At 70.1% G+C, this 23677-nt stretch carries 19 protein-coding genes; 18 read left to right on the plus strand and 1 reads right to left on the minus strand.

Annotated elements, in window-relative coordinates:
- The first annotated feature begins 9 nt into the window (after positions 1-9).
- From ABZ318_RS06125 to ABZ318_RS06140, 4 genes are all read left to right on the plus strand, one after another.
- Positions 10-1743, plus strand: a complete 1734-nt coding sequence (locus ABZ318_RS06125; protein ID WP_356901308.1) for an ABC transporter ATP-binding protein — start codon at positions 10-12, stop codon at positions 1741-1743.
- Positions 1743-3668: an ABC transporter ATP-binding protein gene (locus ABZ318_RS06130; RefSeq protein WP_356901309.1), complete on the plus strand. Its 1926-nt coding sequence runs from the start codon at positions 1743-1745 to the stop codon at positions 3666-3668. The genes ABZ318_RS06125 and ABZ318_RS06130 overlap by 1 nt, the downstream gene beginning before the upstream one ends.
- A 403-nt stretch (positions 3669-4071) precedes the next feature.
- On the plus strand, positions 4072-4764 hold the full coding sequence (locus ABZ318_RS06135; protein ID WP_356901310.1) for a demethylmenaquinone methyltransferase: 693 nt from the start codon (positions 4072-4074) through the stop codon (positions 4762-4764).
- Positions 4765-4785: 21 nt separating this feature from the next.
- The gene (locus tag ABZ318_RS06140) at positions 4786-6117 is read left to right on the plus strand and encodes a geranylgeranyl reductase family protein (protein WP_051845618.1); all 1332 of its coding nucleotides are present in this window, start codon (positions 4786-4788) and stop codon (positions 6115-6117) included.
- 74 nt (positions 6118-6191) lie between these two features.
- Here the strand turns inward: ABZ318_RS06140 and ABZ318_RS06145 are convergent, their stop codons facing one another.
- Positions 6192-7067 (minus strand): C40 family peptidase, encoded by an 876-nt coding sequence (locus tag ABZ318_RS06145; protein WP_356901311.1) that lies wholly within the window; start codon positions 7065-7067, stop codon positions 6192-6194.
- A 658-nt stretch (positions 7068-7725) separates the two neighbouring features.
- On the opposite strand from ABZ318_RS06145, the gene ABZ318_RS06150 reads away from it, so the two are divergent.
- Genes ABZ318_RS06150 through nuoN form a run of 14 tightly spaced genes read left to right on the plus strand, consistent with a single transcriptional unit; the run spans position 7726 to position 23523 of the window.
- Complete coding sequence (locus ABZ318_RS06150) at positions 7726-8085, plus strand: NADH-quinone oxidoreductase subunit A (protein WP_019888619.1); 360 nt, start codon at positions 7726-7728, stop codon at positions 8083-8085.
- Positions 8086-8102: 17 nt separating this feature from the next.
- A complete protein-coding gene (locus ABZ318_RS06155; protein WP_030318842.1) occupies positions 8103-8657 on the plus strand; it encodes an NADH-quinone oxidoreductase subunit B in 555 nt (184 codons plus the stop codon).
- Positions 8654-9385: an NADH-quinone oxidoreductase subunit C gene (locus ABZ318_RS06160; protein WP_356901312.1), complete on the plus strand. Its 732-nt coding sequence runs from the start codon at positions 8654-8656 to the stop codon at positions 9383-9385. Before ABZ318_RS06155 ends, ABZ318_RS06160 begins: the two co-directional genes overlap by 4 nt.
- Positions 9382-10707 carry an NADH-quinone oxidoreductase subunit D gene (locus ABZ318_RS06165; RefSeq protein ID WP_356901313.1) on the plus strand — a complete coding sequence of 442 codons (1326 nt, stop codon included), beginning with the start codon at positions 9382-9384 and terminating at the stop codon, positions 10705-10707. Before ABZ318_RS06160 ends, ABZ318_RS06165 begins: the two co-directional genes overlap by 4 nt.
- Complete coding sequence (nuoE, locus tag ABZ318_RS06170) at positions 10704-11447, plus strand: NADH-quinone oxidoreductase subunit NuoE (RefSeq protein WP_356901314.1); 744 nt, start codon at positions 10704-10706, stop codon at positions 11445-11447. The genes ABZ318_RS06165 and nuoE overlap by 4 nt, the downstream gene beginning before the upstream one ends.
- The gene (gene nuoF / locus ABZ318_RS06175) at positions 11444-12793 is read left to right on the plus strand and encodes an NADH-quinone oxidoreductase subunit NuoF (RefSeq protein WP_356901315.1); all 1350 of its coding nucleotides are present in this window, start codon (positions 11444-11446) and stop codon (positions 12791-12793) included. Before nuoE ends, nuoF begins: the two co-directional genes overlap by 4 nt.
- Positions 12790-15273, plus strand: coding sequence for an NADH-quinone oxidoreductase subunit G (locus ABZ318_RS06180; protein WP_356901316.1), 2484 nt, complete (start codon positions 12790-12792; stop codon positions 15271-15273). The genes nuoF and ABZ318_RS06180 overlap by 4 nt, the downstream gene beginning before the upstream one ends.
- A complete protein-coding gene (nuoH, locus tag ABZ318_RS06185; RefSeq protein WP_356901317.1) occupies positions 15270-16634 on the plus strand; it encodes an NADH-quinone oxidoreductase subunit NuoH in 1365 nt (454 codons plus the stop codon). Before ABZ318_RS06180 ends, nuoH begins: the two co-directional genes overlap by 4 nt.
- Positions 16627-17205 (plus strand): NADH-quinone oxidoreductase subunit NuoI, encoded by a 579-nt coding sequence (gene nuoI, locus ABZ318_RS06190; RefSeq protein WP_356901318.1) that lies wholly within the window; start codon positions 16627-16629, stop codon positions 17203-17205. Before nuoH ends, nuoI begins: the two co-directional genes overlap by 8 nt.
- Entirely contained in the window at positions 17202-18029 is an 828-nt protein-coding gene (locus ABZ318_RS06195) for an NADH-quinone oxidoreductase subunit J (protein ID WP_356901319.1), read from the plus strand. The genes nuoI and ABZ318_RS06195 overlap by 4 nt, the downstream gene beginning before the upstream one ends.
- Positions 18026-18325, plus strand: coding sequence for an NADH-quinone oxidoreductase subunit NuoK (gene nuoK / locus ABZ318_RS06200; RefSeq protein WP_017239464.1), 300 nt, complete (start codon positions 18026-18028; stop codon positions 18323-18325). Before ABZ318_RS06195 ends, nuoK begins: the two co-directional genes overlap by 4 nt.
- 10 nt (positions 18326-18335) lie before the next feature.
- On the plus strand, positions 18336-20273 hold the full coding sequence (gene nuoL, locus ABZ318_RS06205) for an NADH-quinone oxidoreductase subunit L (protein WP_356901320.1): 1938 nt from the start codon (positions 18336-18338) through the stop codon (positions 20271-20273).
- A gap of 5 nt (positions 20274-20278) precedes the next feature.
- Positions 20279-21877, plus strand: coding sequence for an NADH-quinone oxidoreductase subunit M (locus ABZ318_RS06210; RefSeq protein WP_356901321.1), 1599 nt, complete (start codon positions 20279-20281; stop codon positions 21875-21877).
- Positions 21874-23523 carry an NADH-quinone oxidoreductase subunit NuoN gene (nuoN, locus tag ABZ318_RS06215; RefSeq protein WP_356901322.1) on the plus strand — a complete coding sequence of 550 codons (1650 nt, stop codon included), beginning with the start codon at positions 21874-21876 and terminating at the stop codon, positions 23521-23523. The genes ABZ318_RS06210 and nuoN overlap by 4 nt, the downstream gene beginning before the upstream one ends.
- Positions 23524-23677: the final 154 nt, after the last annotated feature.

The raw sequence follows: 23677 nt of genomic DNA on the forward strand, positions 1-23677 counted from the left end.
GTAGGAGCCGTGCTCATAAGACTTCTCCGAACCCATCTGCGGCCCTATCGAAAACCCATCGCACTGCTCGTCCTGCTGCAGTTCCTGCAGACGTGCGCGAGCCTCTACCTGCCGACCCTGAACGCCGACATCATCGACCACGGTGTCGTCAACGGGGACACCGGCTACATCCTGCGCTTCGGCGCCCTGATGGTCGGCGTCTCCGTCGTCCAGGTCGTCTGCAACATCGGGGCCGTGTACTACGGCGCGCGGACCGCCTCGGCGCTCGGCCGCGACGTGCGCGGCGCGGTCTTCGACCGGGTGCAGTCCTTCTCCGCCCGGGAGCTCGGCCACTTCGGCGCGCCGTCGCTGATCACCCGTACGACCAATGACGTCCAGCAGGTCCAGATGCTGGTCCTGATGGGGTTCACCCTGATGGTCTCCGCGCCCATCATGTGCGTCGGCGGCATCGTGATGGCGCTCGGCCAGGACGTCCCCCTGTCGGGCGTGCTGCTCGCGGTGGTGCCGGTCCTCGGCATCGCCGTCTCCCTGATCGTGCGGAGGATGCGGCCGCTCTTCCGGACCATGCAGGAGCGGCTCGACACGGTGAACCGGGTGCTGCGCGAGCAGATCACCGGCAACCGGGTCATCCGCGCCTTCGTGAAGGACGGGTACGAGGAGGAGCGCTTCCGCGGGTCCAACGGCGAGCTGACCGCCGTGTCGATGGCGACGGGGCGGCTGATGGCGCTGATGTTCCCGACGGTGATGACCGTCGTGAACGTCTCCAGCGTGGCCGTGGTCTGGTTCGGCGCGCACCGCATCGACGGCGGCGGGATGGAGATCGGCGCGCTGACCGCCTTCCTCGCCTATCTGATGCAGATCGTGATGGCCGTGATGATGGCGACCTTCATGTTCATGATGGTGCCGCGCGCCGAGGTGTGCGCGGAGCGCATCGAGGAGGTCCTCGGGACCGAGACGAGCGTCGTGCCGCCGGCCGAGCCGGTGACGAAGCTGCTGAAGCGCGGGCACCTGGAGGTCAGGAGCGCGGACTTCCGGTACCCGGGCGCGGAGGAGTCGGTGCTGAAGGACGTGGCGCTGGTCGCCCGGCCCGGTGAGACCACCGCGATCATCGGCTCGACGGGCAGTGGCAAGTCGACGCTGCTCGGCCTCGTGCCCCGGCTCTTCGACGCCACCGGCGGCGAGGTCCTCGTCGACGGCGTCGACGTGCGGAAGCTCGACCCCGCCCTGATGGCCAGGACCGTCGGACTCGTCCCCCAGAAGCCGTACCTGTTCTCCGGCACGGTGGCCACCAACCTGCGGTACGGCAAGCCCGACGCCACCGACGAGGAACTCTGGCACGCCCTGGAGGTCGCCCAGGCCGCCGACTTCGTACGGAAACTGGAACACGGTCTGAACGCCCCGATCGCGCAGGGCGGCACCAACGTCTCCGGCGGGCAGCGCCAGCGCCTCGCCATCGCGCGGACGCTCGTGCAGCGGCCGGAGATCTACCTCTTCGACGACTCCTTCTCCGCGCTCGACTACGAGACGGACGCCCTGCTCCGGGCCGCGCTGGCCGAGGAGACGGCGGACTCGACCGTGGTGATCGTCGCCCAGCGCGTCTCCACCATCCGGGACGCCGACCGGATCGTCGTCCTCGACGAGGGCCGGGTCGTGGGCACCGGACGGCACCGTGAGCTGATGGCGGAGAACGAGACGTACCGGGAGATCGTGCTCTCCCAGCTGACCGAGGCGGAGGCAGCCTGATGGCCGGTCCTGGCGGACGCATGATGATGGGCCAGTCCGGTGAGCGGTCCATGGACTTCAAGGGCTCGGGCAAGCGGCTGCTGGGGCAGCTGGCGCCCGAGCGCGGCACGCTCTGGCTGATGCTGATCGCCGGCGTGCTGTCGGTGGCGGCCTCCGTGGTCGGGCCGAAGATCCTCGGCAGGGCGACGGACCTGATCTTCGCGGGCGTCGTCGGGCGGAACATGCCCGAGGGCGTCACGAAGGCGCAGGCCCTGGCGAAGCTCCGCGCGGACGGCGACAGCGGCATGGCCGACATGCTGTCCGGGGTCGACTTCACCCCCGGACAGGGGATCGACTTCGGCGCGGTCGGCGGGGTCCTGCTGTGGGTCCTCGCGATCTACGTGGCGGCGGGCCTGCTGATGCTGGTCTCCACCCGCATGTCGATCAAGGTGATCAACCGGACGGTCTACCGGATGCGGGAGGACGTCCAGACGAAGCTGGCGCGGCTCCCCCTCTCGTACTTCGACAAGGCGAAGCGCGGCGAGGTGCTGTCCCGGGCGACCAACGACATCGACAACATCTCGCAGACGCTCCAGCAGTCCATGGGCCAGCTGATCAACTCGCTGCTCACGATCGTCGGCGTGCTCGGGATGATGTTCTGGATCTCGCCGCTGCTCGCGCTGGTGGCGCTGGTGACGGTGCCGGTCTCGGTGTTCGTCGCGGCGAGGATCGGCAAGCGCTCGCAGCCGCACTTCGTGCAGCAGTGGAAGTCGACGGGCGCGCTCAACGCGCACGTGGAGGAGATGTACACCGGGCACGGCCTGGTGAAGGTCTTCGGCCGGCAGGAGGAGTCCGCGAAGGACTTCCGGGAGCAGAACGAGGCGCTGTACGAGGCCGGGTTCAAGGCGCAGTTCAACAGCGGTGTGATGCAGCCGGTGATGTTCTTCGTCTCGAACATCAACTACGTGCTCGTGGCCGTGGTCGGCGGTCTGCGGGTGGCGACCGGCAGCCTGTCCATCGGTGACGTGCAGGCCTTCATCCAGTACTCGCGCCAGTTCTCGATGCCGCTGACGCAGGTCGCGTCGATGGCGAACCTGGTGCAGTCGGGTGTCGCCTCGGCGGAGCGGATCTTCGAGCTGCTCGACGCGGAGGAGCAGGAGCCGGACGGCCCGACGAGCGAGAAGCCGCTGGACCTCAAGGGCAAGGTGGCCCTGGAGGGCGTCTCCTTCCGTTACGAGGAGGACAAGCCGCTCATCGAGGACCTGTCGCTCGCGGTGGATCCGGGGCAGACGGTCGCGATCGTCGGCCCGACCGGCGCCGGCAAGACGACCCTGGTGAACCTGCTGATGCGGTTCTACGAGGTGACGGGCGGCCGGATCACCCTGGACGGGGTGGACGTGGCGAAGATGTCCCGCGAGGAGCTGCGCAAGGGCATCGGCATGGTCCTCCAGGACACCTGGCTCTTCGGCGGCACCATCGCGGACAACATCGCGTACGGCGCCACGCGCCCGGTGACCCGGGCCGAGGTCGAGGAGGCGGCGCGCGCCGCGCACGCCGACCGGTTCATCCGGACGCTGCCCGAGGGGTACGACACGGTGATCGAGGACGACGGGGCGGGGGTCAGCGCGGGCGAGAAGCAGCTGATCACCATCGCGCGGGCGTTCCTGTCCGATCCGGTGATCCTCGTCCTGGACGAGGCGACCAGCTCGGTCGACACCCGCACCGAGGTCCTCATCCAGAAGGCGATGGCCCGGCTCGCGGCCGGGCGGACCTCGTTCGTGATCGCGCACCGGCTCTCCACGATCCGGGACGCGGACGTGATCCTGGTGATGGAGAACGGCTCGATCGTCGAACAGGGCACGCACGAGGAGCTGTTGTCGTCCGGCGGGGCCTACGCCCGGCTGTACGCGGCGCAGTTCGCGCAGGCGGTCGCCGAGGTCGACTGACCCGGTTGATCGGCTCCGACGTGGCCCGTGTCGCACCGTGTGCGGCACGGGCCGCTTCGCGCGGAGCCCCTAGGGGGTGTCTTGCCGATCAGGCCGGGCTCGCGACGCCTGGCACCGCGCCTCGCCGCGTTGTCGTCAGTCGACAACGCTCCTTCCCCAAGTTCTCGGCTTCGCTCGAACAGGGGAGACCCCACTGCCTCCCTCCTCCGCCTTGCGATGCACGGCACCAGACGCCGCTCCCTGATCCGGCCTGATCGGCAAGACGCCCCCTAGGGCCTGTCTGACCATCCCCGTCGGGTCCGGCCCGCCCGGCGCGCGGCACGCATCGACCCCGCGGAGGCGCTGAGCCGCGCCCGGCCCGCCCCCGGCCCGGCGCCGGGGGCAGGGCTGCTTGAATGGGGAGGTGACCCGAGCATCCCTGGACAAGCAGCCGCACGAAGTCGCCTCGATGTTCGACGACGTGGCGGCGAACTACGACCTCACCAATGACGTGCTCTCCCTCGGGCAGGACCGGCGCTGGCGCAAGGAGGTCGCGAAGGCGGTCGACGCGCGGCCCGCGCAGAAGATCCTCGACCTGGCCGCCGGGACCGCGACCTCCTCGCAGCCGTTCGTGAAGGCGGGGGCGTACGTCGTCCCGTGCGACTTCTCCCTCGGGATGCTGCGGGTCGGCAAGAAGAACCACCCGTGGATGCCGTTCACGGCGGGCGACGGCATGCAGCTGCCGTTCCGGGACGACGTCTTCGACGCGGTCACCATCTCCTTCGGGCTGCGGAACATCCAGGACACCGACCGGGCGCTGCGCGAGCTGTACCGGGTGACGAAGCCCGGCGGCCGGGTCGTCATCTGCGAGTTCTCGCACCCCACCTGGGCGCCGTTCCGCACGGTGTACGAGGAGTACCTGATGCGCGCGCTGCCCCCGGTGGCCCGCGCCGTGTCCTCCAACCCCGACGCGTACGTCTACCTCGCGGAGTCCATCCAGTCCTGGCCGGACCAGCCGACCCTGGCGGGCATGATGCAGAAGGCCGGCTGGTCGAAGGTGGCCCACCGGAACCTGACGGGCGGGATCGTGGCCCTGCACCGCGGCTTCAAGGCCTGACCCCCGCCCTGCCCCCCGCCCATGAACTTCCCCCATCCTTCCCTCGACCCCTCCGGGAGATCCGCCGTGACCGAGCAGCCCCTCTCCGAGCACACCGCAGATGTGATCGTCGTCGGGGCAGGCCCGGCCGGCTCCACCACCGCGTACTACCTGGCCAAGGCCGGACTCGACGTCCTGCTCCTGGAGAAGACCGCGTTCCCCCGCGAGAAGGTCTGCGGCGACGGCCTCACGCCGCGCGCCACCAAGCAGCTCGTCGCCATGGGCATCGACATCTCCGAAGAGGCCGGCTGGCTGCGGAACAGGGGCCTGCGGATCATCGGCGGCGGCGTCCGCCTGGAGCTCGACTGGCCGGAGCTCGCCTCGTACCCGGACTACGGACTCGTCCGCAAGCGCGACGACTTCGACGAGCAGCTCGCCCGCCAGGCGCAGAAGGCCGGCGCCCGGCTGTACGAGCGCTGCAACGTCGGCGCGCCGGTCATCGACGACCGCACGGGCCGGATCACCGGCGTCCACGCCAAGCTCGGCGAGGAGAAGCGCGAGGTCACCTTCCACGCCCCGCTCGTCGTCGCCGCCGACGGCAACTCCACCCGGCTCTCGCTCGCCATGGGCCTGCACCGGCGCGAGGACCGGCCGATGGGCGTGGCGGTCCGGACGTACTTCACGAGCCCCCGCCACGACGACGACTACCTGGAGTCCTGGCTGGAGCTGTGGGACCGGCGCGGCCCGCAGGACCGTCTGCTGCCCGGCTACGGCTGGATCTTCCCCATGGGCGACGGCACGTCCAACGTCGGCCTCGGCATCCTCAACTCCTCGAAGGCGTTCCGGGAGCTGGACTGGCGCGAGGTCCTCAAGGCCTGGTGCGCCTCCATGCCGGAGGACTGGGGCTACACCCCGGAGAACATGACGCAGCCGATCCGCGGCGCGGCCCTGCCGATGGCGTTCAACCGCCAGCCGCACTACACCAAGGGCCTGCTGCTGGTCGGCGACGCGGGCGGCCTGGTCAATCCGTTCAACGGCGAGGGCATCGCGTACGCGATGGAGTCGGGCCAGATCGCGGCCGACGTCATCGTCCAGGCGCACGCGCGCGCGACGCCCGCCCAGCGCGAGCTGGCCCTGCGGAACTACCCGCAGGTCCTCAAGGACACCTACGGCGGCTACTACACGCTGGGCCGCGCCTTCGTGAAGCTCATCGGCAACCCGAAGATCATGAAGATCGCGACCCAGCGCGGCCTGACCCACCCGCTGCTGATGAAGTTCACCCTGAAGATGCTGGCGAACCTCACGGACCCGACCGGCGGCGACGCGATGGACCGCATCATCAACGGCCTGTCGAAGGTGGCCCCGAAGGCCTGACCTCCGCGCCCGGCACGCCGAAGGGCCGTCGCTCCCCCGAGGAGTGACGGCCCTTCGGCATGCTGCGGGGTGGATCAGAGGATGCGGACGGCGCCCGAGGGGGTGTCCCAGTCCATGGAGTGCTGGACCACGCCGCTGGAGGGGTTCTGCGCGCCCACGTACTGGCCGCCGCCGACGTAGATGGCGACGTGGTACGAGCCGCTGCGGCTGCCCCAGTACAGGATGTCGCCCGGCTGCAGGTTGCTCAGGGAGACGGAGGTGCCCATGCTCGACTGCTCGTACGAGATGCGGGGCAGGTCGATGCCGGCCGCGCGGTAGGCGGCCTGGACGAGGCCGGAGCAGTCCCAGGAGTTGGGGCCGGTGCCGCCGGAGACGTACGCGTCGCCGATCTGGGCCTTGGCGAAGGCGACGATCGCGGCGGCGGAGCCGGAGGGGGCCTGCGTCTGGCTGTCGCTCTCGGAGGCGGTGGAGCCGCTGTCCGACGAGGAGCCGCCGTCGTCCGACGAGCTCTGGGTGGAGAGCTGGGTGCGGGCGGCGTCGCGGGAGGCGCGGGCCGCGGCCTCCTGGCGCTCCTGCTCGGCCTTGAGGCGGGCCTCCTCGGCGCGCTCGGCCGCGGCCTTGCGCTCGGCCTCGGCCTTGGCCTTCTTGGCCTCCTTGGCGGCCTTCTGCAGCGCCGAGTCCTCCAGCGACTGGAGGCTCTGGTCGAGGGCCTCCTGCTGGGAGGCCTCGGCGGAGGCGGCGACGGCGCTGGCGAGGCCGCCGGCGGCGTCGAGGGAGCCCAGGGTGGGCATCTCGATGGTCTCGGTCACCGGCTCGGCATTCGCCGGCCCGGCAGCACCGGCCACCGCGATGGTGCCGAGGACGCCACCGGCGACTCCGGCGCGGAGCGCGAGCTTCGAGGCGCTGCGGCGGGGCTTCCGGTGGCTGGGTATGTGAGCGGTGTGGGACATGGGAACAACCGCTATCAGGGCTCGACGGTTCCCTTCAAGAAACGTGGGGTGCGCCACAGTTGGGTTTGGAATCCGCGAATCCGCCCCGGTCGCAACCTTATTGACGCCGTAACGGGCAAATCGGGCATGGCTCATCCGGCCCTTGATCACGGGTTTTCATTGAAACGCCCGAATTGCCCGACGCTTACCACCTCTTGACGCCGATGGCCAAGCCCTCTTCTTTTGAAGCTCCTGTGGCGTGACGCAGGTCACACGTCGCTCGTGAAAACGCGCACGCGTCCACCTCCGTACGCCGGGCCCCCCGACCGGGCGATGGCCGGTTTCTTTACCACTTGGGCGCGTCCACCGCCAATTTGCCTGCACTGGCCATCACTTGATAGAGCGACACCCCTTCCGAGCAGCGATTTCCGGTCCGGATGTCACATCTGGTGATCACCTGCGTGCTTCGCGCAACAAGATCACCTCTCATCCGACTTCATGATCCTTCGCCTGGTGGTGGAGATCACAAAGTCCGCGCTGCACCCCGTGTCGCAGATCACAGACGGGCGGGCATAAGATGCGGTGCAGCTGGGCTTGTGAACTGCCTCACATGGGGGCGATCTTCCACGGCCCGGCGGTGCGGTCCAACGGTCAAGGACGACTGGAAGGAGCGAGGAGCGTGAATGCGTACGCGCCCGTCCTCGTGCTCGGTGCCCTGGGTGCGGGGTTTGCGATCTTCTCCGTGGTCATGGCCACGCTTATCGGGCCAAAGCGGTACAACAGGGCGAAGCTTGAGGCGTACGAGTGCGGCATCGAACCGACGCCCACTCCCGCCGGGGGCGGCCGCTTCCCGATCAAGTACTACCTGACGGCGATGCTCTTCATCGTCTTCGACATCGAGATCGTCTTCCTCTACCCCTGGGCCGTCACCTTCGACGCCCTGGGGCTTTTCGGGCTCGTGGAGATGCTGCTCTTCGTGCTCACCGTCTTCGTCGCCTACGCGTACGTGTGGCGACGCGGCGGCCTGGAATGGGACTGAGGGGCTGAGGGGCACCTATGGGACTCGAAGAGAAACTCCCGAGCGGCTTTCTGCTGACGACGGTCGAACAGGCCGCGGGCTGGGTGCGCAAGGCGTCCGTGTTCCCCGCGACCTTCGGCCTCGCCTGCTGCGCCATCGAGATGATGACCACCGGAGCCGGCCGGTACGACCTGGCCCGCTTCGGCATGGAGGTCTTCCGCGGCTCACCGCGCCAGGCCGACCTGATGATCGTGGCCGGCCGGGTCAGCCAGAAGATGGCGCCCGTCCTGAGGCAGGTCTACGACCAGATGCCCAACCCCAAGTGGGTCATCTCCATGGGCGTCTGCGCCTCCTCGGGCGGCATGTTCAACAACTACGCGATCGTGCAGGGCGTCGACCACATCGTGCCGGTCGACATCTACCTGCCCGGTTGCCCGCCGCGTCCGGAGATGCTCCTGGACGCGATCCTCAAGCTCCACCAGAAGATCCAGTCCTCCAAGCTCGGCGTGAACGCCGAGGAGGCGGCCCGCGAGGCGGAGGAGGCGGCGCTCAAGGCGCTGCCGACGATCGAGTTGAAGGGTCTTCTGCGATGAGTGACGAGACACCCAACCCCGAGAAGGACCTCAGCGCGCAGAACCTGCCGGGCCAGCGCGGGGACCACGGCGAGGAGGTCCGCGTCCAGCACGGCATGTTCGGCGCCCAGAGCGGCGCCGACACCTCCGGCTACGGCGGCCTGGTCCGCTCGATCCGGCTCCCCGGACCGGCCGCCCGCCCGTACGGCGGCTGGTTCGACGAGGTCGCCGACGAGCTGGAGGGCGCCCTGGAGGAGCAGGGCCTCCTGCCCGAGAACGCCATCGAGAAGACGGTCGTCGACCGCGGCGAGCTCACCTTCCACATCGAGCGCGAGCACCTCGTCCGCGTGGCCCGCACCCTGCGCGACGACCCGGCCCTGCGCTTCGAGCTCTGTACCGGCGTCTCCGGCGTCCACTACCCGTCCGACAAGGGCCGCGAGCTGCACGCCGTCTACCACCTGCGCTCGCTGACCCACGGCCGGCTGATCCGCCTGGAGGTCTCGGCCCCCGACGCCGACCCGCGCATCCCGTCCCTCGTCGCCGTCTACCCGACGAACGACTGGCACGAGCGCGAGACGTACGACTTCTTCGGCGTCGTCTTCGACGGCCACCCCGCCCTCACCCGGATCATGATGCCGGACGACTGGCAGGGCCACCCGCAGCGCAAGGACTACCCCCTCGGCGGCATCGCCGTCGAGTACAAGGGCGCCCAGATCCCGGCTCCGGACCAGCGGAGGTCGTACTCGTGAACAGCACCGACGCGTCGTCCGCACGCGAGACCACCGAAGGCGCCGTCTACACGGTGACCGGCGGCGACTGGGAAGAGGTCGTCCAGTCCGCCGCGAAGGCCGACGACGAGCGCATCATCGTCAACATGGGCCCCCAGCACCCGTCCACCCACGGCGTGCTCCGCCTCATCCTGGAGATCGACGGCGAGACCGTCACCGAGGCGCGCTGCGGCATCGGCTACCTCCACACCGGCATCGAGAAGAACCTCGAGTACCGGACCTGGACGCAGGGCACCACCTTCGTCACGCGCATGGACTACCTCACCTCGTTCTACAACGAGACGGCGTACTGCCTGGGCGTGGAGAAGCTCCTCGGCATCACCGACCAGATCCCGGACCGCGCCAGCGTCATCCGCGTGATGCTGATGGAGCTCAACCGGCTCTCCTCGCACCTGGTGTGCATCGCCACCGGAGGCATGGAGCTCGGCGCCACCACGATCATGATCTACGGCTTCCGGGACCGCGAGATGATCCTGGACCTGTACGAGCTGATCACCGGCCTGCGCATGAACCACGCGTTCATCCGCCCCGGCGGCCTCGCCCAGGACCTCCCGCCCGGCGCCGTCGACGCCGTGCGCGAGTTCGTGAAGACCATGAAGAAGAACCTGCCGGAGTACGACAAGCTCGCCACCGGCAACCCCATCTTCAAGGCCCGCATGCAGGACGTCGGCTACCTCGACCTCACCGGCTGCATGGCCCTCGGCGCCACCGGGCCGATCCTCCGGTCGGCGGGCCTCCCGCACGACCTGCGGAAGACCGACCCGTACTGCGGCTACGAGAACTACGACTTCGACGTCCCGACCGCCGACACCTGCGACTCCTACGGACGCTTCCTCGTCCGCCTGGAGGAGATGCGGCAGTCCCTGCGGATCGTCGAGCAGTGCCTCGACCGCCTGGCCTCCGGACCGGTCATGGTCGGCGACAAGAAGATCGCCTGGCCCGCGCAGCTCGCCCTCGGCACGGACGGCCTCGGCAACTCCACCGACCACATCGCGAAGATCATGGGCACCTCCATGGAGGCCCTGATCCACCACTTCAAGCTGGTCACCGAGGGCTTCCGGGTCCCCGCCGGACAGGCCTACGCGGCCGTCGAATCGCCCAAGGGCGAGCTCGGCGTCCACGTCGTCTCCGACGGCGGCACCCGCCCCTACCGGGTCCACTTCCGCGACCCGTCCTTCACCAACCTCCAGGCCATGGCCGCGATGTGCGAAGGCGGCCAGGTCGCCGACGTCATCGTCGCCGTCGCCTCCATCGACCCCGTGATGGGAGGCGTCGACCGATGACCGACCAGATCAGCCTGGGCATGCCCCAGCTCCCCGCCCCCGAGTACCCGGCGGACGTCCGCGCCCGCCTGGAGGAGGACGCCCGGGCGATCATCGACCGCTACCCGGGTTCCCGCTCCGCGCTCCTGCCGATGCTGCACCTCGTGCAGTCGGAGGAGGGCCACGTGACCCGCACCGGCATGCAGTTCTGCGCCGACATGCTCGGCCTGACCACCGCCGAGGTCACCGCCGTCGCCACCTTCTACACGATGTACCGGCGCAAGCCCTCCGGCGACTACCAGGTCGGCGTCTGCACCAACACGCTCTGCGCGGTCATGGGCGGCGACGCCATCTTCGAGGAGCTCAAGCAACACCTCGGCGTCGGCAACGACCAGACCACCGAGGACGGCAAGATCACCCTCGAACACATCGAGTGCAACGCGGCCTGCGACTTCGCGCCCGTCGTGATGGTCAACTGGGAGTTCTTCGACAACCAGACGCCCGAGTCCGCCAAGAAGATGGTCGACGACCTCCGGGCCGGACGCACCGTCGAACCCACCCGCGGCGCCCCGCTCTGCACCTTCAAGGAGACCGCCCGCATCCTCGCCGGCTTCCCCGACGAGCGCCCCGGCGCCGTCGAGGCCACCGGCGGCGCCGGCCCGGCCTCCCTCGTGGGACTGCGCCTGGCGAAGGGCGAGAAGCCACACCACCGAATCGTCCACCCGCGTGGTGAGACCTCCGGACAGGAGGGGGAGGAATGACCTTGGCCGCCGAGATCAACAACAGCAGCCCCGAGAAGCTCCTGGCGCCCGTCCTGTCGGCCTTCTGGGACCAGCCGAACTCCTGGACCCTGGAGACCTACGAGCGCCACGAGGGCTACCAGGGCCTCAAGCGGGCCCTCGCGATGAGCCCCGACGACCTCATCGCGTACGTCAAGGAATCCGGCCTCCGCGGACGCGGCGGCGCCGGCTTCCCCACCGGCATGAAGTGGCAGTTCATCCCGCAGGGCGACGGCAAGCCGCACTACCTCGTCGTCAACGCCGACGAGTCCGAACCCGGCACCTGCAAGGACATCCCCCTCCTCTTCGCCAACCCGCACTCCCTCATCGAGGGCATCGTGATCGCCTGCTACGCGATCCGCTCCAACCACGCCTTCATCTACCTGCGCGGCGAGGTCGTCCCCGTCCTGCGCCGCCTCCACGAGGCCGTCCGCGAGGCCTACGCCGCCGGCTACCTCGGCACGAACGTCCTCGGCAGCGGACTCGACCTCGAACTCACCGTCCACGCCGGCGCCGGCGCGTACATCTGCGGTGAGGAGACCGCGCTGCTCGACTCGCTCGAAGGGCGCCGCGGCCAGCCCCGGCTGCGCCCCCCCTTCCCCGCGGTCGCCGGTCTGTACGCCTGCCCCACTGTGGTGAACAACGTCGAATCCATCGCCTCGGTTCCCGCGATCCTGAACAAGGGCAAGGACTGGTTCACGTCGATGGGGACCGAGAAGTCCCCGGGTTTCACGCTGTACTCGCTCAGCGGGCACGTCGCCTCGCCCGGCCAGTACGAGGCCCCCCTCGGCATCACCCTGCGCCAGCTCCTCGACATGAGCGGCGGCATGCGCCCCGGCCACCGGCTCAAGTTCTGGACCCCCGGCGGCTCCTCCACCCCCATGTTCACCGACGAGCACCTCGACGTGCCCCTCGACTACGAGGGCGTCGGCGCCGCCGGCTCCATGCTCGGCACCAAGGCCCTCCAGTGCTTCGACGAGACCACCTGCGTCGTCCGGGCCGTCACCCGCTGGACCGAGTTCTACGCCCACGAGTCCTGCGGCAAGTGCACGCCCTGCCGCGAGGGCACGTACTGGCTCGTCCAGCTGCTCCGTGCCATCGAGAACGGGGCCGGCACCCTTGCCGACCTCGACAAGCTGAACGACATCGCCGACAACATCAACGGCAAGTCGTTCTGCGCCCTCGGCGACGGCGCCGCCTCGCCGATCTTCTCCTCGCTGAAGTACTTCCGCGAGGAGTACGAGCAGCACATCACGGGCCGGGGCTGCCCCTTCGACCCGGCCAAGTCGACCGCCTGGGCGGACAACCACAAGGAGGTGACCGCATGACCGTCACCACGTCCAACCCCGCGGGCGGCGGCAGCCCGGCCGTACCGCCCGAGGACCTCGTGACGCTGACCATCGACGGCGCCGAGATCTCCGTCCCCAAGGGGACGCTGGTCATCCGCGCCGCCGAACAGCTCGGCATCGAGATCCCGCGCTTCTGCGACCACCCGCTCCTCGACCCCGCCGGCGCCTGCCGCCAGTGCATCGTCGAGGTCGAGGGCCAGCGCAAGCCCATGGCCTCCTGCACCATCACCTGCACCGACGGCATGGTGGTGAAGTCGCAGCTCACCTCGCCCGTCGCCGAGAAGGCCCAGCACGGCGTGATGGAGCTGCTGCTCATCAACCACCCGCTGGACTGCCCGGTCTGCGACAAGGGCGGCGAGTGCCCCCTGCAGAACCAGGCCATGTCCCACGGACAGGCCGAGTCCCGCTTCGAGGGCGTCAAGCGGACCTACGAGAAGCCCATCGCGATCTCCACCCAGGTGCTGCTCGACCGCGAGCGGTGCGTCCTGTGCGCCCGCTGCACCCGCTTCTCGAACCAGATCGCCGGCGACCCGATGATCGAGCTCGTCGAGCGCGGCGCGCTCCAGCAGGTCGGCACCGGCGAGGGCGACCCCTTCGAGTCGTACTTCTCCGGTAACACCATCCAGATCTGCCCGGTCGGCGCCCTCACCTCGGCCGCCTACCGCTTCCGCTCCCGCCCCTTCGACCTGGTCTCCTCGCCGTCCGTCTGCGAGCAGTGCGCCGGCGGCTGCGCCACCCGCACCGACCACCGGCGCGGCAAGGTCATGCGGCGGCTCGCCGCCGAGGACCCGGAGGTCAACGAGGAGTGGATCTGCGACAAGGGCCGCTTCGGCTTCCGGTACGCCCAGCAGCGCGACCGGCTGACCACACCGCTCGTCCGGAACCAGGCGACCGGTGAGCTGGAGGCCGCCTCCTGGCCCGAGGCCCTGGAGGCCGCCGCCCGCGGGCTCGTCCGCGGCCGGACCGGCGTCCTGACCGGCGGCCGGCTGACCGTCGAGGACTCCTACGCGTACGCCAAGTTCGCCCGGGTCGCCCTCGACACCAACGACATCGACTTCCGGGCCCGGATCCACTCCGGCGAGGAGGCCGACTTCCTGGCCTCCGCCGTGGCGGGCCGGGGCCGGGACCTGGACGGCAGCGGGGTCACGTACGCCTCGCTGGAGGCCGCCCCGGCCGTGCTCCTCGTCGGCCTGGAGTCCGAGGAGGAGGCCCCCGCGGTCTTCCTGCGGCTCCGCAAGGCCTGGCGCAAGCACGGCCAGAAGACGTACGCGGTCGCCCCGTTCGCCACCCGGGGCCTGACGAAGGCGGGCGGCACCCTGCTGCCGGCCGCCCCCGGCACGGAGACCGAGTGGCTCGACGCCCTCACCTCCCGGGTCGGCCTCTCCGAGGACGGCGCCGCCGCCGCCGAGGCCCTCCGCCGGGAAGGCGCCGTCCTCGCCGTCGGCGAGCGGCTCGCGGGCGTGCCCGGCGCGCTCACCGCCGCCCTGCGCGCCTCGACCGCCACCGGCGCCCGCCTCGTGTGGATCCCGCGCCGCTCCGGCGAGCGCGGCGCCGTCGAGGCCGGAGCGCTCCCCGCGCTGCTGCCCGGCGGCCGGCCCGCGACCGATCCCCGCGCGCGTGAGGAGGTCGCCGCCGCCTGGGGCGTCCGCGAACTCCCGCACCGCTACGGCCGCGACACCGGCCAGATCGTGGAGGCCGCGGCCGGCGGCGAGCTCGCCGCGCTGCTCGTCGCCGGCGTCGAGGTCGCCGACCTGCCGGACCCGGCACGCGCGCGTGAGGCCCTCGACGCGGCCTTCGTGGTCTCCCTGGAGCTGCGGCCCGGCGAGGTCACCGAGCGCGCCGACGTGATCCTGCCGGTCGCGGCCGTCGCCGAGAAGGCCGGCACCTTCCTCAACTGGGAGGGCAGGGCCCGGCTCTTCGAGGCCGCGCTCAAGCCCGAGCAGATGACCCGGCCCCTCGCACCGACCGACGCCCGCGTGCTCCACATGCTGGCCGACGCCCTCGACGCCCACCTCGGCCTGCCCGACCTGCGGTCCGTGCGGCGGGAGATGGACCGGCTCGGCGGCTGGACCGAGGAGCGGGCGACCGAGCCCGCCTCGCCCGGCCAGTCGGCGCCCCGGCCCGGCGACGGCGAGGCCGTCCTCGCCGGACACCGGCTCCTCCTCGACCTCGGCAGACTCCAGGAGGGCGACGCGGCCCTGGCCGGCACCCGGCACGCGGCGGTCGCCCGGCTCTCCGCCGCCACCGCCGCCGACACCGGCGTCAAGGACGGCGACGTCCTGGAGGTGACCGGCCCCGCCGGCTCGGTCGCCTTCCCGCTCCAGGTCACCGAGATGCCCGACCGGGTCGTCTGGCTCCCGCTGAACTCGGCGGGCCGGGGCGTCCTCTCCGACACCGGCGCCCGCCCCGGCGACCTGGTCCGCATCGGCCCGGCGACCCCGCAGGAGGTGCAGGCATGACCCCGAACGTCCTCGCCGCCGAAGACCTGTCCATGTTCGGCACGGACCCCTGGTGGCTCGTGCTGGTCAAGGCCGTCTTCTGCTTCGCCTTCCTGATGGTCACCGTGCTCTTCTCCATCGTGTGGGAGCGCAAGGTCGTCGCCTGGATGCAGCTGCGCATCGGCCCCAACCGGCACGGCCCCTGGGGTCTGCTCCAGTCCCTCGCGGACGGCATCAAGCTGATGCTCAAGGAGGACGTGGTCGTCCGGCGGGCCGACAAGGTCGTCTACGTCCTCGCGCCGATCGTCGCCGCGATCCCCGCCTTCATGGCGATCGCCGTGATCCCCTTCGGCCCGGCCGGCAACGAGGTCTCGATCTTCGGGCACCGGACCGCGATGCAGCTCACCGACCTGCCGATCGCGATGCTGTACGTCCTCGCGGTCGCCTCCGTCGGCATCTACGGCATCGTCCTCGCCGGCTGGTCCTCCGGCTCCACGTACCCGCTGCTCGGCGGCCTGCGGTCCTGCGCGCAGATGATCTCGTACGAGATCGCCATGGGCGCGGCCTTCGCCTCCGTCTTCCTCTACTCCGGGTCGATGTCGACCTCGAAGATCGTCGAGGCGCAGGCGGACCGCTGGTTCGTGATCCTGCTGCCGGTGTCGTTCATCATCTACATCGTCACGATGGTCGGCGAGACCAACCGCGCCCCGTTCGACATGCCGGAGTCCGAGGGCGACCTCGTCGGCGGCTTCAACACCGAGTACTCGTCCATCAAGTTCGCGATGTTCATGCTCGCCGAGTACGTGAACATGGTGACGGTCTCGGCCGTGTCGGTGACCCTCTTCCTGGGCGGCTGGCGGGCCCCCTACCCGGTCTCCACCTTCTGGGAGGGCGCCAACCACGGCTGGTGGCCGATGCTCTGGTTCGTGATCAAGGTGCAGCTCCTGCTGTTCTTCTTCATCTGGCTCCGCGGCACCCTGCCCCGCGTCCGCTACGACCAGCTGATGAAGCTCGGCTGGAAGGTCCTCATCCCGGTCGCCGTGGTCTGGCTGATGCTGGTCGCCACCGTCCGCGCGCTGCGGAACGAGAACATCGCCTTCTCCAACATCGTGCTGTACGTGGCCGGTGCCGTCCTCGCCCTGCTCCTCCTCTCCTTCGTGGCGGACGCGCTGCGCGACCGGAAGGCGAAGGGGACCGCGGCCGGTCCCGCCGAGGAGCGGTCCTTCGACCCGATGGCCGGCGGCTTCCCCGTACCGCCCAAGCCCGGACAGTCCCTGCCGCCCGTGCCGCGGCGCAGGTCCCGGTACGACAGGGATCTCGTTGTCAGTGGTGGCCCCGATACTGCTACCGAGAGTGACGAAAGGGGGACGGACGGTGTCTGATTTCCAGAATCCGGTGGCCGGCTTCGGCGTGACCTTCAAGGCCATGTTCAAGAAGCGGCTGACCGAGCAGTACCCGGAGCAGCAGAAGACGACGGCGCCCCGCTTCCACGGCCGGCACCAGCTCAACCGTCACCCCGACGGTCTGGAGAAGTGCGTCGGCTGCGAGCTGTGCGCCTGGGCCTGTCCCGCCGACGCCATCTACGTGGAGGGCGCGGACAACACCGACGAGGAGCGCTACTCGCCGGGCGAGCGGTACGGCCGCGTCTACCAGATCAACTACGCCCGCTGCATCCTCTGCGGACTGTGCATCGAGGCGTGCCCCACGCGCGCGCTGACGATGACCAACCAGTTCGAGCTGGCCGACTCCTCCCGCGAGAACCTGATCTACACCAAGGAGCAGCTCCTCGCGGGCCTGGAGGAGGACATGGTCGACACCCCGCACGCGATCTTCCCGGGCATGACCGAGCAGGACTACTACCGGGGGCTCGTCACCGAGGCGGCGCCCGGCACGGTCCGTCAGGTCGCCGTGTCCAAGGGGGAGAAGGGCGAGCCGGAGGGGGCGGACGCATGAGCGCGAACCTCGCGGCGTACACCACGTCCACCGGTGAGGCCTTCCAGTTCTGGGTCCTCGGCACCGTCGCCGTCGTCGGCGCGCTGTCCACGATCCTGATGAGGAAGGCCGTGCACTCCGCGCTCTCCCTCGCCGGCACGATGATCGTCCTCGCGGTCTTCTACCTGGCGAACGGCGCGTACTTCCTCGGCATCGTCCAGATCGTCGTCTACACCGGCGCGATCATGATGCTCTTCCTCTTCGTCGTCATGCTGGTCGGCGTCACCGCCGCGGACTCGCTGAAGGAGACCCTCAAGGGCCAGCGCTGGCTGGCCGTCGCCTGCGGTCTCGGCTTCGGCATCCTGCTCGCCGCCGGCATCGGGAACGCCTCGCTGACGGAGTTCACCGGCCTCGGCACGGCCAACAGCGCCCACGGCGGGAACGTCGAGGGCCTCGCCGCCCTCATCTTCACCAAGTACGTCTTCGCCTTCGAGATCACGGGCGCGCTGCTGATCACGGCGGCCGTCGGCGCGATGGTGCTCACCCACCGGGAGCGGACCGAGCGGGCCCGCACCCAGCGCGAGCTGTCCGAGCAGCGCGTGCGCGAGGGCAAGCACGTCCCGCCGCTGCCCGCGCCCGGCGTGTACGCCCGGCACAACGCCGTGGACATCGCCGGTCTGCTGCCCGACGGCACCGCGTCGGAGCTCACCGTCATGCGGACCCTGCGCAAGCGGGGCCAGATCCGGGACGTGTCCACCGAGGCGATGGCCGACCTCAAGGCCCTGGAGCAGCGCTCCGAGGAGCGGCTCGGCCGGGACCGGGACGAAGAGGAGGCCACCCGGTGAACCCCGTCAACTACCTGTACCTCGCGGCCCTGCTGTTCACCATCGGTGCGGCCGGGGTGCTGATCCGGCGCAACGCGATCGTCGTCTTCATGTGCGTCGAGCTCATGCTCAACGCCTGCAACCTCGCGTTCGTCACGTTCTCCCGCATGCACGGCAACCTCGACGGCCAGATCATCGCCTTCTTCACGATGGTCGTCGCCGCCGCGGAGGTCGTCGTCGGGCTCGCGATCATCGTGTCCGTCTTCCGTGCCCGCCACTCGGCCTCGGTCGACGACGCCAGCCTGATGAAGCTGTGAGGGGCTGACCGTGGAAAATCTCATTGCGCTGCTCATCGGGGCACCCCTGCTCGGCGCGGCGGTGCTGCTCCTGGGCGGGCGGCGGCTCGACAGGTCCGGGCACTGGCTCGGCACGCTGCTCGCGGCCGTGTCCTTCGTGATCGGCCTGGCGCTCTTCGCCGACATGCTCGGCAAGGGCGCCGAGGACAGGGCCCTGCACCAGCGGCTCTTCACCTGGATCCCCGTCGAGGGCTTCCAGGCGGACATGGCGTTCCAGCTCGACCAGCTGTCGATGACCTTCGTCCTGCTGATCACCGGGGTCGGCACGCTCATCCACGTCTACTCCATCGGGTACATGGAGCACGACGAGCGCCGCCGCCGGTTCTTCGGCTACCTCAACCTGTTCGTCGCGGCGATGCTCCTGCTCGTCCTCGCCGACAACTACCTGCTGCTGTACTTCGGCTGGGAGGGCGTCGGCCTCGCCTCGTACCTCCTGATCGGCTTCTGGCAGCACAAGCCCACCGCGGCCACCGCCGCGAAGAAGGCCTTCCTGGTCAACCGGGTCGGCGACATGGGCCTCTCGATCGCCATCATGATCATGTTCACCACCTTCGGCACCTTCGCCTTCGGGCCGGTGCTCGACGCGACCGGCCAGGCGTCCGAGGGCAAGCTGACCGCGATCGGTCTGATGCTGCTCCTCGCCGCCTGCGGCAAGTCGGCCCAGGTGCCGCTGCAGTCCTGGCTCGGGGACGCGATGGAGGGCCCGACCCCGGTCTCGGCCCTCATCCACGCGGCCACGATGGTGACCGCCGGTGTCTATCTGATCGTGCGCTCCGCCGACATCTTCAACGCGGCGCCGGACGCGCAGCTCGTCGTCACCGTGGTCGGCGCGGTCACGCTCCTCTTCGGTGCGATCGTCGGTTGTGCCAAGGACGACATCAAGAAGGCGCTGGCCGGTTCGACGATGTCGCAGATCGGATACATGATCCTGGCGGCCGGCCTCGGCCCCATCGGCTACGTCTTCGCGATCATGCACCTGGTGACGCACGGCTTCTTCAAGGCCGGGCTGTTCCTCGGTGCCGGTTCGGTCATGCACGGCATGAACGACGAGGTCGACATGCGGAAGTACGGCGGCCTGCGGAAGTACATGCCGGTCACGTTCGTCACCTTCGGCCTCGGCTACCTCGCGATCATCGGCTTCCCGGGCCTGTCCGGCTTCTTCTCCAAGGACAAGATCATCGAGGCGGCCTTCGCCAAGGGCGGCACCGAGGGCTGGATCCTCGGCGCGGTCACCCTGCTCGGCGCCGCCATCACCGCGTACTACATGACCCGCGTGATGCTGATGACCTTCTTCGGGGAGAAGCGCTGGCAGCCGGCGCCGGACGCCGACAAGGCGCCCAGCGCCGAGCCGGCCGCCGAGCACGAGGCGGGCGCCATGCCCCACCCGCACGAGTCGCCCAAGTCCATGATCATCCCGATGATCCTGCTGGCCGTCGGCTCGGTCGCCGGAGGCGCCGTCTTCGAGTTCGCCGGATTCGTCGAGTGGCTGGAGCCGGTCACCGGCTTCGAGCACGGCCACGCGCCGATCAGCGCCGCCGCCGTCACCGCCGCCACCGTCGCCGTCATGGTGATCGGCGTCGGCCTCGCGTACCTCCAGTACGGCCGCCGGCCCGTCCCGGTGGTCGCCCCGCGCGGCTCGCTCCTCACCCGGGCCGCCCGCCGCGACCTGCTCCAGGACGACTTCAACCACGCCGTCTTCGTCACCGGCGGCACGCACCTGACCCGCTCGCTGGTCTACGTCGACCACAGCCTGGTCGACGGCGTCGTCAACGGCACCGCGGCCGCCTTCGGCGGACTCTCCGGCCGGCTGCGCAAGCTCCAGAACGGCTACGCCCGCACGTACGCGGTCTCCATGTTCGGAGGTACGGCGGTGCTGATCGCCGCGACCCTGCTGATGAGGGCGGTGTGACTCCCATGTCCCCAGTGGTCAACGCGGGCTTCCCGCTCCTCACGGCGACGGCGCTGCTGCCGGCGGCCGGCGCGGTCCTCACCGCCGCCGTCCCCGCCGCCCGCCGCACCGCCGCCAAGTGGCTGGCGCTGCTCGTCTCGCTCGCCACGCTCGTGCTCGCCGCCGTCGTCTTCGCGCGCTTCGAGCCCGGTGGCGACCGCTACCAGCTCGTCGAGTCGCACTCCTGGATCAAGGACTTCGGCGTCCGGTACGAACTCGGCGTCGACGGCATCGGCGTGGCGCTCATCGCGCTCACCGCCCTGCTGATCCCCTTCGTGATCCTGGCCGGCTGGCACGACGCCGACCCCATGGAGACGTCCTCGAAGCGGTGGCGGCCGACGCAGGGCTTCTTCGCCCTGATCCTCATGGTCGAGGCGATGGTGATCCTCTCCTTCGAGGCCACCGACGTCTTCCTCTTCTACATCCTGTTCGAAGCCATGCTCATCCCGATGTACTTCCTCATCGGCGGCTTCGGCGACCGCGCCCACAGCGGCTCCGACGAGAACGCGGCGGCCCAGCGCTCGTACGCGGCGGTCAAGTTCCTCCTCTACAACCTCGTCGGCGGCCTGATCATGCTGGCCGCCGTCATCGGGCTCTACGTGGTCGCGGGGAACTTCTCGCTCACCGAGATCGCCGAAGCCAGGGCCAACGGCTCGCTCGACATGGCGACCAGCACCGAGCGGCTGCTCTTCCTCGGCTTCTTCTTCGCCTTCGCCGTGAAGGCGCCGCTCTGGCCGCTGCACACCTGGCTGCCGAACGCGATGGGGGAGGCCACCGCCCCGGTCGCCGTCCTCATCACCGCCGTCGTCGACAAGGTCGGCACCTTCGCGATGCTCCGCTTCTGCCTCGGGCTCTTCCCCGAGGCGTCGAAGTGGGCCACGCCCGCGATCGTCGTCCTCGCCCTGATCAGCATCGTCTACGGCGCGCTGGTCGCGGTCGGCCAGCGGGACATCAAGCGCCTGGTCGCCTACGCCTCGATCTCGCACTTCGGCTTCATCATCCTGGGCATCTTCGCGATGACCAGCCAGGGCCAGTCCGGCGCCACGCTCTACATGGTCAACCACGGCGTCTCCACGGCCGCGCTCATGCTCGTCGCCGGCTTCCTGATCTCCCGGCGCGGCTCGCGGCTCATCGCCGACTACGGCGGTGTGCAGAAGGTCGCCCCGGTGCTCGCCGGCACCTTCCTGATCGGCGGCCTCGCGACCCTGTCGCTTCCCGGACTCGCCCCGTTCGTCAGCGAGTTCCTGGTACTGGTCGGCACGTTCGCCCGGTACCCGGTGGCCGGGATCATCGCCACCACCGGCATCGTCCTCGCCGCGCTCTACACCCTCGTCCTGTACCAGCGGACGATGACCGGGCCGGTGAAGGAGGAGGTGCGGGCGCTGCCCGACCTGCGGGCGCGCGAGCTGGCCGTGGTCGTCCCGCTGATCGCCGTCCTGATCTTCCTCGGGGTCTTCCCGAAGCCGCTGACGGACGTCGTCAACCCGGCCGTGCGGCACACCCTGTCCGACGTCCGGCAGAAGGACCCCCAGCCCCAGATTCAGAACGTGGAGGCGGCCAAGTGAGTTCCATGGCTGTCCACAGCTTGTGGACGACAGCTGCCGGGCCGCTGGACAAGATCCCGGCACCCCACATCGAGTACACACAGCTCTCGCCCGTACTCATCGTGCTCGGCGCCGCGCTCGTCAGCGTCCTCGTCGAGGCCTTCGTGCCCCGCAAGGCCCGCTACCACAGCCAGGTCTTCCTGTCCGTCCTCGCGCTCGCCGCCGCCTTCGCCGCGATCGTCGGCCTGGCGGCGGGCGGTTACGGCTCCACCAAGGCCCACATCGCGGCCATGGGAGCCGTCGCCGTCGACGGACCCGCCCTCTTCCTCCAGGGCACCATCCTCCTCGCCTCCATCGTGGCGGTCTTCACCTTCGCCGAGCGCAGGCTCGACCCGGCCGACCACGGCCACAAGGTCGACTCCTTCGCCGCCGAAGCCGCCGCCGTCCCCGGCAGCGACCAGGAGAAGGCCGCCGTCAAGGCCGGGTTCACCACCACCGAGGTCTTCCCGCTCGCGCTCTTCGCGATCTCCGGCATGCTGGTCTTCCCGGCCGCCAACGACCTCCTGACGCTCTTCGTCGCCCTGGAGGTCTTCTCCCTCCCGCTGTACCTGCTCTGCGCCGTCGCCCGCCGCAAGCGGCTGATGTCGCAGGAGGCGGCCGTCAAGTACTTCCTGCTCGGCGCCTTCTCCTCGGCCTTCCTGCTCTTCGGGATCGCCCTGCTCTACGGCTACGCGGGCTCCGTCTCGTACGCCACCATCGCCCGCGTCGTCGACGGCTCCATCGGCGCCGTCGACCCGGCGCTCGCCGACACCATGGGCAACGACGCGCTGCTGCTCATCGGCTTCGCCATGGTCCTCATGGGGCTCCTCTTCAAGATCGGCGCCGTGCCGTTCCACATGTGGACCCCGGACGTCTACCAGGGCGCCCCGACGCCGGTCACCGGCTTCATGGCCGCCGCGACCAAGGTCGCCGCGTTCGGCGCGCTGCTCCGCCTGCTGTACGTGGTGCTCCCGGGCCTCACCTGGGACTGGCGCCCGGTCATGTGGGGCGTCGCCATCGTCACCATGCTGGGCGGTGCGATCGTCGCCATCACCCAGACCGACATCAAGCGGCTCCTGGCGTACTCGTCGATCGCGCACGCGGGCTTCCTGCTCGCGGGCGTCATCGCCGCGACCCCGAGCGGGATCTCGTCCGTCCTCTTCTACCTGGGGGCGTACTCCTTCGTGACGATCGGCGCGTTCGCCGTCGTCACCCTGGTCCGGGACGCGGGCGGCGAGGCCACCCACCTGTCCAAGTGGGCCGGGCTCGGGCGCCGTTCGCCGCTCGTCGCGGCGGTCTTCGCGGTCTTCCTGCTCGCCTTCGCCGGCATCCCGCTGACCTCCGGGTTCTCCGGGAAGTTCGCGGTCTTCAAGGCGGCGGCGGACGGTGGCGCGGGCGCCCTCGTGGTGGTCGGTGTGATCTCCTCGGCGATCGCCGCGTTCTTCTACATCCGGGTCATCGTGCTCATGTTCTTCAGCGAGCCGAAGGCGGACGGCCCCACGGTCGCCGTGCCCTCGGCCCTGACGAGCATCACGATCACGGCGGGCGTCGTGGTCACCCTGGCCCTCGGCCTCGCCCCGCAGTACTTCCTGGACCTGGCGAACCAGGCGAGCACGTTCGTCCGGTAGCCCGGACGGTACGCGCGAAGGGCCCGGCTCGGGGGCGAGCCGGGCCCTTCGCGTACGGGCTCAGGGCGAGGGGACGATCCGGCCGCCGGGCCCGACGCCTCCTTCCGGCCCGGTGACCTGGTGGAGGGGTTCGGCGGCTGGCGCACCCATGTCG

This window comes from Streptomyces sp. NPDC006197, from assembly GCF_040613865.1.
In the GTDB taxonomy this organism is placed as follows: domain Bacteria; phylum Actinomycetota; class Actinomycetes; order Streptomycetales; family Streptomycetaceae; genus Streptomyces.

Bases quoted from the DNA above. Each gene is read 5' to 3' on its own strand.
- ABZ318_RS06130 (WP_356901309.1), top strand. From the start codon at position 1,743: ATGGCCGGTCCTGGCGGACGCATGATGATGGGCCAGTCCGGTGAGCGG.
- ABZ318_RS06140 (WP_051845618.1), top strand. From the start codon at position 4,786: ATGAACTTCCCCCATCCTTCCCTCGACCCCTCCGGGAGATCCGCCGTG.
- ABZ318_RS06145 (WP_356901311.1), bottom strand. From the start codon at position 7,067: ATGTCCCACACCGCTCACATACCCAGCCACCGGAAGCCCCGCCGCAGC.
- ABZ318_RS06155 (WP_030318842.1), top strand. From the start codon at position 8,103: ATGGGACTCGAAGAGAAACTCCCGAGCGGCTTTCTGCTGACGACGGTC.
- ABZ318_RS06160 (WP_356901312.1), top strand. From the start codon at position 8,654: ATGAGTGACGAGACACCCAACCCCGAGAAGGACCTCAGCGCGCAGAAC.
- nuoE (WP_356901314.1), top strand. From the start codon at position 10,704: ATGACCGACCAGATCAGCCTGGGCATGCCCCAGCTCCCCGCCCCCGAG.
- nuoF (WP_356901315.1), top strand. From the start codon at position 11,444: ATGACCTTGGCCGCCGAGATCAACAACAGCAGCCCCGAGAAGCTCCTG.
- ABZ318_RS06180 (WP_356901316.1), top strand. From the start codon at position 12,790: ATGACCGTCACCACGTCCAACCCCGCGGGCGGCGGCAGCCCGGCCGTA.
- nuoH (WP_356901317.1), top strand. From the start codon at position 15,270: ATGACCCCGAACGTCCTCGCCGCCGAAGACCTGTCCATGTTCGGCACG.
- ABZ318_RS06195 (WP_356901319.1), top strand. From the start codon at position 17,202: ATGAGCGCGAACCTCGCGGCGTACACCACGTCCACCGGTGAGGCCTTC.
- ABZ318_RS06210 (WP_356901321.1), top strand. From the start codon at position 20,279: ATGTCCCCAGTGGTCAACGCGGGCTTCCCGCTCCTCACGGCGACGGCG.